A 7,096-nucleotide genomic window follows, 5' to 3' on the forward strand; every position below is an offset into this window, starting at 1 on the left:
GGCCAACGCCCCCGCCCGGGTCCGGGTCAACGCCCGTGCCCCCGCCGGGATCCGCCGGCGGATCGGCGCTCAAGGGCGCGCCAGGGCCCGGGTCCGCATTGCGCATGGCCGCCTCCGTGTTCACGGCGGCCGGGGGTCGCCCGGGCGGTCCCCGCCATCGCCCGCCGCTCCCCGGTGCCGCCTTCCGCGCCGTCCCCGTGCCGTCTCATCCCGTCACGTCCACCGTAGTCGGCCCGGTCCGGCGCGCGAAGGGCGCGTCCGGCGGGCGCGACACCCCCGCCGATACGGAGCGCGGTTTCCCGTGCACCGTGGGTGATACTGCAACTGCGCTGGTGGCGGCGGGCCGACCGGTGCGCGGGCGACGGACGCGAGGACGTGCACAACCATGGCCGAGGGGCAGCAGCAGCGCGGGACGGCCGGCGGTCCGTTGCGGCGGCCGGCGCGCGGCGAGCGGGTGTGGCCGGCACGTCCGTTGCTCCCGGCCGCGGTCCGGCGCCGCTCCTGGGTGCTGCGCGGGCTGACCTTCGGACTGTCGCTGGCGGTGCTGGTGGCGGCGGGCGGGGGCGCGCTCGTCTACCTGCGGCTGAACGGCAACATCCGGGACATGCCGCTGTTCGGCGGCATCGGCGGGGACGCGGGCCACGAGCGGCCGGACGCCTTCGGCCGTACGCCGGTGAACGTCCTGGTGATCGGCTCCGACACCCGTGCGGACGCGGCGGACTGCAAGCTCGGCGGTGACTGCGGCCCGGGGCGCAACGCGGACGTGGCGATGGTGCTGCACCTGTCGGCCGACCGCTCGCACGCCACGGTGCTGAGCATCCCCCGCGACACCGTCACCGACCTGCCCGCCTGCCGCACCCCGAAGGGCGGGACCGCCGCCGCGCACCGCGGCCCGGTCAACTCCACGCTCCAGTACGGCCCCGGCTGCACCGTCGCGGCCGTGCACGCGCTGACCCGTATCCCCATCGACCACTTCGTGATGGCCGACTTCGCGGGCGTGGTGCGGATGTCCGACGCGGTCGGCGGGGTGCCGGTGTGCGTGAACCAGAACATGTACGACCCGTACTCGCATCTGAAGCTGGCCCGCGGCCGCCACGAGTTGCGCGGCCAGGCCGCGCTGGCGTTCCTGCGCACCCGGCACGCGTTCGGCGACGGCAGCGACCTGGGGCGTACGGCCGCGCAGCACCTCTTCCTGAGCGCGCTGGGCACGCGGCTGCGGCGCAGCGGCTCGCTCACCGACCCGGCCGGGATGCTGTCGCTGGCCGACACGGCCACCAAGGCGCTCACCGTAGACCCCGGTCTGGCCTCCGTTCCCAAGCTGATCGGGCTCGCGGACGACGTGCGCAAGGTCCCCTCCGCCCAGGTCGGCTACGCCACGATGCCGACGGTGCCCGACCCGGACGACAACGCCCACGTGGTTCCGGCGCCCACCGCCCGGGGTGTCCTCGCCGCGATCGCCGACGACGCACCGCCGCGCAAGGCCAAGGCCCAGGGGTCGTCCCGCGTCGACGAGTCCTTCGACGGGCCCGACGCCTCCGCCGCGCCTGCCGCCGGCGGGTCGCATCAGGCGAAACGGTCATCCGGCCCGGCCTGCGTGAAGGTCGCCACCGCCGCCACGGTCACCGTGCACGGCACCGCGATGAACCCCACCGCGGCCTACGCCGCCACCCCGCACATCCCGGTGTCGGCGCGCTGACCCCCGCCGTGCGCCGATCCCCGCCGTCGCACCGGGCCGGGGATCTTCCTGGCGGTCAGCCCCAGAACGCCTGGGCCAGCGCGGTGCCGGTGAACGCGGCGCCCAGTCCCGCGGTGATGCTGCCGACGACGTTCGCGGTCGCGTAGAAGCGGGCACGGTTCTCGGCCAGCCGCAACGTCTCGTAGGAGAAGGTCGAGTAGGTGGTGAGGGCGCCGCAGAGCCCGGTGCCGAGCAGGAGTTGCAGGTGGGCGGAGGCGGCGCCCTCGGCCGCGGCCCCGCCGACCAGGCCGAGCACCGCGCACCCGCTGACGTTCACCGCGAAGGTGCCCCACGGGAAGGCGGTGTCGTGCTTGGCCTGCACGGCGCGGTCGGTGAGGTAGCGCAACGGGGCGCCCACCATGGCGCCGACGATGACGAGCAGCCAGTTCACCGGATCTCCCTGCCCGTTGCCGCCGCCACGATCCGCCGGGTCGCGTGCGCCCCCGCCCACACGGCGACCAGCGCGGCCGCCACGGTCAGCGCCAAGTAGCCCAGCGCGGGGCGCGGATGGCCGTGGTCGACCAGCCCGCGTACGTCGGTCGCGTAGGTGGAGAAGGTGGTGAAGCCGCCGAGCACCCCCGTGCCGAAGAACGGCCGGACCAGGTGGTGCGCGGTCCACACATCGGTGATCAGCACCATGAACACGCCGATGATCGCGCAGCCCACGACGTTGACCGCGAGCGTCGTCCACGGGAAGGCGTCGGTCGCGGTCGGCCACAGCAGCGCGGCGCCGTAGCGGGCGCACGCGCCGATCGCGCCGCCGACCGCGATCACGGCCAGGATCACGGCCGGATGCCTGCTCAGTTCGGTGCGCTGATCCGGGACATGCAGGTCGATGTCGGAGTCGACCGGCTCCTCGAAGAGGGGCGGGCGCGGGTCTGCCACGTGAGTCTCCTACTCGCATCGGTACGGCGCACATGACCGCGCCTCTCGGCGCGATGCGGGTGTGCGCGTCGCAAGCAGGGACCGTTGGCGGCATCCTCGCCGCGGTTCGGGTACGGCGGGCCCCACCGCCGCGCGGCGCCCCGAGGGGTGCCACTGCCGCTCAGTCTAACGGTCCGCCCGCCCTGCCGGTTCTGCGGTTCTCGGACCTTGCGGTACACGGTGGCCGGTCGCGGAACCGACGGAACGGGGCACCAAGGAGGCTTTGCCCACCCGGGCCACCAGCATCGTGAAGACCCCGGCGAGCAGCCCCCAGAAGGCGGAGCCGACACCGAGCAGGGTGACCCCGGAAGCGGTGGCGAGGAAGGTGACGACGGCGGCTTCACGGTCGCCCTCGTCGGCCAGCGCCCCCTGGAGGGAGCTCCCGATGGTGCCGAGCAGCCCGACCCCCGCGGTGCCGAGCACCAACACCTGCGGCATCGCCGTCAGCAGGGACCCGATGGTCCCGCCGAACAGCGCGACGCACAGGTAGAACACGCCCGCCCATACCGCGGCGAGGTAGCGGCGGTCGCGGTCGGGGTGGGCGTCGGGACCGGTGCAGATGGCCGCGGAGATCGCGGCCAGGTTGAGCGCGAAGGCGCCGAAGGGAGCGAGGACCACGCCCGCCGCACCGGTCCAGCCGATCAGCGGGGAGACGGGGACGTCGTAGCCGTCGCCGCGCAGGACCGCGACGCCGGGCAGGTTCTGTGAGGCCATGGTCACCACGAACAGCGGCAGGCCCGCGCCGATCAGGGTGTGCCAGTCGAACTGGGGGGCGGTGAAGACGGGCGCGGCGGGGGTGAGCCGGATGTGGCCGGCCGCGCTGCCCCAATCGCCGGCCGCGGTGGTCGCGGCGATGCCGACCAGGAGCGCGGCGAGTACGGCGTAGCGCGGCCGTATTCGCCGGGCGAGCAGGTACGCGGCGAACATCGGGAAGGTGACGGCGAAGCTGCCGTGCATGGTGCGGAAGAGCCCGGTGCCGAACTCCAGCAGCACCCCGGCCAGCAGCGCCGACGCGAGCGACACCGGGATCGACGCCATCGCCCGGGCGAACCAGCCGGTCACCCCGCTGATCAGGATGAGCACGGACGACAGCAGGAACGCGCCGACCGCCTGGCCCATCGACGCGCCGGTGAGGCCGGTGGCCAGCAGCGCCGCGCCCGGGGTCGACCAGGCGGTGACCACCGGTGCCCGGTAGCGCAGCGAGAGGCCGATGGCGGTGGCGCCGAGGCCGACCCCCAACGCGAGCATCCAGGAGGCGAGTTCGGCGGAGTCGGCGCCCGCGGCGCGGGCCGCGGCGAGCACGACGGCGGCCGAACTGGTGACGCCGACCAGCACCGTGACCAGGCCGGCCGTGACCGCGGAAGGGGGCGCGGCCGCGCGTATGAGTGCTGTGGCACGGCTGGGCGCAGAGGTGGTCATCGCTTACTTCCCGAGGATCGGAACACGCGGGGCAGCGGCCGTTCCATGTATGGAACGTTCCGTATGTGGAACGCTAGAGTGGGCGGAGCGCGTCCGTCAATCGTCTTCGGCCGCGGGCCGGCGTCCCCGGGAAGGTCGATGGAGCTGAACGAGCAGGTGGGGCGGCGCTTGCGGGCCCTCCGCGAGGAGCGGCGACTGTCGCTGTCCGAACTCGCCCGGCGCTCGGGCGTCGGCAAGGCGACACTGTCGGAGCTGGAGGGCGGTCGCCGCAACCCCACCCTGGAGACGTTGTACGCGCTGACCACCGCGCTCGGCACGCCGCTCAGTTCGGTCCTCGCCGCTCCGCTCAGCTCCCTCCTGACCCCCGGCGGGGCCCGCGCCCACGCCAGCGGCGAGGCCGTCACCGCGCTGCTCACCGAGCGGCACGAAAGCGCGACCGCCATAACCGACGTGTTCCGTATCCACATCCGCGCCGGCGCGGTCCAGCGCTCGGACCCGCACCTGCCGGGCACCGAGGAGCACCTCTACGTGCTCAGCGGCACCGCCGTCGTCGGCGAACCCGCCGCGCCCATCACCGCCGGCCCCGGCGAGTACGCACACTGGCCGGCCGACCGCGCGCACCTCTACAGCGCGCCGCACGGCGATGCCGAAGCGGTGCTCTTCGTCCGCTACGCGCTCGCCGGCCTCCCGGCCGCCCCCGCGCACGAGCCCCCGGCCGACGGCTCGTCTCCGCACGACGGAAGCGCCCATGCCTGAGACCCCCGGCGGCCACCCCGGGCCGCTTCCATCGGCGCCGCCGCTCCCGCGGTTTCCCGCGCCGTATCGCGCCCGGCCGGCCACGCCCGCCGACGCCGGCGTGATCCACCGGCTCGTCGCCGCCTGCGAGCGCGACCTGCTCGGCAGCGTGGAGACCGGCGCCGACGCCGTCGCGGCGCGGCTGACGCTGCCCGATCTGGATCCGGCGCTCGACACGCTGCTCGTGCACGCGCCGGGGCCCGCACCGGAGCTGGTGGGCCGGGTGTGGGTGCACGGCGGCCGGCGCAGCGAGGCGGACGTCCATCCCGCCCACCGCGGGCGGGGGTTGGGCGGCCTGCTGCTCGACTGGGCCGAGGCGCGGGCCCGTCAGGTGGGCGGCGTACGGCTGGCGCAACCGGCCGAGGACTGCGACACGGCGGCCGTCGCGCTGCTGCGCTCACGCGGATACGCGCCGTTCGTGACGCAGTGGCTGCTGGGCATCGCGGTGCCCGACGAACCCGAGGTGCCCGCGCCGCCCGCCGGCGTCACCGTACGGCCGTTCCGCCCCGGCGACGAGCACGCGGCGCACCAACTCGTCGAGGACGCCTTCGGCCAGTGGCAGAAGCGCCGCCTGCCGTACGACGAGTGGGCCCGGCTCACCGTCGAACAGGCCGCGTTCGCACCCGCGATGTCACCCGTGGCGTTCGCCGGCGGCGAGATGGTCGGCGCGCTGGTGGCCCTCGACGTGCCGGGCTCGGCCGAGGGCTACGTCGACCGGCTCGCGGTCCGCGCCGACCACCGCGGCCGCGGCATCGCCGGGGTACTGCTCCGGGAGACCTTCCGCGCCTTCCACCGGCACGGCCGCCGCGGCTGCACCCTGTGGACCCACTCCGAGACCGGCGCCCTGAATCTCTACGAGCACCTCGGCATGAGCGTTCGCCGCAGTTCCTCGGTCTACGCCAAGGTCCTCACCGCCGGCTGACGCCGCCCGCCCCGGCCCGCGCGTCCGCCGGGCCCGGCACCCGCCGGGGAGCATCCCGCACTCCGTCGAACGCATCGGCGCCCATGGTCGGTTTCGGGTCGCCCACCGCCTTCCGCGACCGCTTCAAGCGCACCACCGGCATCAGCCCCCGGGCGTGCCGCCGCGCCTTCGGCGCACCGTCCTGACCGCCCGGCACGCACCCGGGCCGGCCCCCGGTCGCTACCGTGCCGACATGCACACGTGGCGCCGCGTGGGCAGGCTGGGGGCATGGACGCGGAACGCGGAACTCAGGTGATCGTGGAACCGCCGGCCCCCGGCGGCCGGCGGATACGGGTCGGCCGGGAGACACTCGGGCTCGCCCGTGGCCCCGCCGACCTGCTGGAGTTCCTGCGCCGCGCGGGCCTCGACCCGGACGCCGTCAGCCTCGACGACCCCGACCTGTTCGTCTGGCACGGCGGCGGCCCGGACGTCTGGACCAGCCCGGACCACCCCTCGGACGGCTGACGGCGCCGCGAAAGCTCCTGAAGCGGCCCCGCCGGCAGCCCGTTCCGCCGGCAGGGAGTGCGGTGGAGTCATCTGCACCTGGGCCTGGGTGCGCCGCGGACCGGCCGGCGCGCGATCCGGTCCGTCCCGCAGGCGGCGACGGTACGGCGCCCCGGCAGGCGGACCGGGGCGGTTCCCGGGAGGTCGTTCCGCGGGCCGCGCCGCCCCGGGTCCGCGGTCAAGTGGCCCCCGTTCAGGGGCGGTTCGGCGGCGCGCGCGGGTCAGTGGGCCGGGCTGTTCGCCCGCATCGGGACGCCGCGGAAGGTCTGCACCAGTACCGTCAGCGCGCCGAAGGTCACGCACTGGTCGGCGAGGTTGAAGATCCCGGAGTGGCCGATCTGGATGAAGTCCAGCACGGCGCCGCGGCCGAACCCGGGGTGGCGGAAGAGCCGGTCGGCGAGGTTGCCGCCGGCGCCGGCGAAGAGCAGGCCGAGGCCGACCGCCCAGCCGACCGACCGCACGGATGACGACGCCCAGGTGATGAAGGCGAGCACGCCGACGGCCAGCACCGTGAAGACGGGGGTCGCGTGCGGGGCGAAGGAGCCGGCCGCGCCGGAGTTGCGGAACGCGGTGAAGGTCACGGCGCCGCCCAGCGCGTGCACCGGCTGCTTGCCCTCCACGGCCACCGCGGCGACGGCCTTCGTCACCTGGTCCACCGCGAGCCCGGCCACGGCCGTGATCCACAGTGCCCGCCGCGGCCTGCCCACGCTGCCCGCCATCGGCCGCCTCCCCGTGCTCCCGCGTCCATGCCCGTGCAA

8 protein-coding genes are annotated in these 7,096 nt (G+C 75.3%); 4 read left to right on the top strand and 4 right to left on the bottom strand.

From position 1 onward, the window contains the following. Positions 1-385 precede the first annotated feature (385 nt). Positions 386-1,696, top strand: coding sequence for an LCP family protein (locus AC13HU_RS27820; RefSeq protein WP_483044707.1), 1,311 nt, complete (start codon positions 386-388; stop codon positions 1,694-1,696). A 55-nt stretch (positions 1,697-1,751) separates the two neighbouring features. On the opposite strand, the gene crcB (AC13HU_RS27825) is transcribed toward AC13HU_RS27820, so the two are convergent. The 3 genes from crcB (AC13HU_RS27825) to AC13HU_RS27835 all read right to left on the bottom strand — a co-directional run bounded on the left by crcB (AC13HU_RS27825) (position 1,752) and on the right by AC13HU_RS27835 (position 4,078). Further along, positions 1,752-2,126: a fluoride efflux transporter CrcB gene (crcB, locus tag AC13HU_RS27825; protein ID WP_483044708.1), complete on the bottom strand. Its 375-nt coding sequence runs from the start codon at positions 2,124-2,126 to the stop codon at positions 1,752-1,754. Beyond that, entirely contained in the window at positions 2,123-2,620 is a 498-nt protein-coding gene (gene crcB / locus AC13HU_RS27830; RefSeq protein ID WP_483044709.1) for a fluoride efflux transporter CrcB, read from the bottom strand. Before crcB (AC13HU_RS27830) ends, crcB (AC13HU_RS27825) begins: the two co-directional genes overlap by 4 nt. A 165-nt stretch (positions 2,621-2,785) precedes the next feature. Further along, complete coding sequence (locus AC13HU_RS27835; RefSeq protein ID WP_483044710.1) at positions 2,786-4,078, bottom strand: benzoate/H(+) symporter BenE family transporter; 1,293 nt, start codon at positions 4,076-4,078, stop codon at positions 2,786-2,788. A 138-nt stretch (positions 4,079-4,216) separates the two neighbouring features. Between AC13HU_RS27835 and AC13HU_RS27840 the strand changes: the two genes are divergently transcribed. The 3 genes from AC13HU_RS27840 (at position 4,217) to AC13HU_RS27850 (ending at position 6,299) form a co-directional block, all read left to right on the top strand. After that, positions 4,217-4,834, top strand: coding sequence for a helix-turn-helix domain-containing protein (locus AC13HU_RS27840; protein WP_483044711.1), 618 nt, complete (start codon positions 4,217-4,219; stop codon positions 4,832-4,834). Then, entirely contained in the window at positions 4,827-5,795 is a 969-nt protein-coding gene (locus AC13HU_RS27845) for a GNAT family N-acetyltransferase (RefSeq protein ID WP_483044712.1), read from the top strand. The genes AC13HU_RS27840 and AC13HU_RS27845 overlap by 8 nt, the downstream gene beginning before the upstream one ends. A gap of 267 nt (positions 5,796-6,062) precedes the next feature. After that, positions 6,063-6,299, top strand: coding sequence for a hypothetical protein (locus AC13HU_RS27850; RefSeq protein ID WP_483044713.1), 237 nt, complete (start codon positions 6,063-6,065; stop codon positions 6,297-6,299). Between the two features lie 260 nt (positions 6,300-6,559). On the opposite strand, the gene AC13HU_RS27855 is transcribed toward AC13HU_RS27850, so the two are convergent. Continuing rightward, positions 6,560-7,057 (bottom strand): signal peptidase II, encoded by a 498-nt coding sequence (locus AC13HU_RS27855; RefSeq protein ID WP_483044714.1) that lies wholly within the window; start codon positions 7,055-7,057, stop codon positions 6,560-6,562. Between the last annotated feature and the right edge of the window lie 39 nt (positions 7,058-7,096).

The organism is Streptomyces sp. NH27 (assembly GCF_056859195.1).